The sequence below is a fragment of the Chitinophaga sp. GbtcB8 genome, assembly GCF_019091455.1.
In the GTDB taxonomy this organism is placed as follows: Bacteria; Bacteroidota; Bacteroidia; order Chitinophagales; family Chitinophagaceae; genus Chitinophaga.
On record NZ_JAGXJN010000097.1, the window covers coordinates 1 to 554 of the forward strand.

The following is a 554-nucleotide window of genomic DNA, read 5'->3' on the forward strand; positions in this document are numbered from 1 at the left end:
GAGACTATTACAAAAAGTGTGTCAGTAAAAAGTTGATTAACTTTAAACTGACCATATGGAAAAGCAAAACTTTGATTTCGAAGCCTTCAAGAAACAAGCGGCAAGCCGTTTGAAGAACGGAGATACGCTTTTAGGCAAAGATGGCGTGCTAACGCCATTGCTGAAAGAGTTTCTTGAGGGAGCCCTGGATGGCGAGTTGGAAGCGCATATTGAAGATGAGGGAGAAGCTAACCGGAAGAACGGTAAAGGGCGTAAACAGGTAAAAACCGCTATTGGGTCTGTGGATATTAACCCTCCACGTGACCGGAATGGAACCTTTGAGCCCGAACTGATTCCCAAGCGGCATAAGACTTTAGGAGTTGATCTGGACCGTCAGATCATTGGGCTATATGCCCGGGGTGCCAGCTATAGTGATATCCGGGACCACCTCATGGATATGTATGGACTAGAGGCATCTACAGCCACCATTAGCCGTGTTACAGACAAGATTCTACCCTTGATCCAGGAATGGCGTAGCCGGCCCTTAGAACGGGTTTATCCATTTGTATGGCTGG

At 47.1% G+C, this 554-nt stretch carries 1 protein-coding gene; it reads left to right on the plus strand.

Annotated features, from left to right (window positions below; genetic code table 11):
• Nucleotides 1-55: 55 nt before the first annotated feature.
• The coding region (locus KVT36_RS31540; protein ID WP_217607401.1) for a transposase at nucleotides 56-554 on the plus strand (499 nt) is incomplete at its 3' end.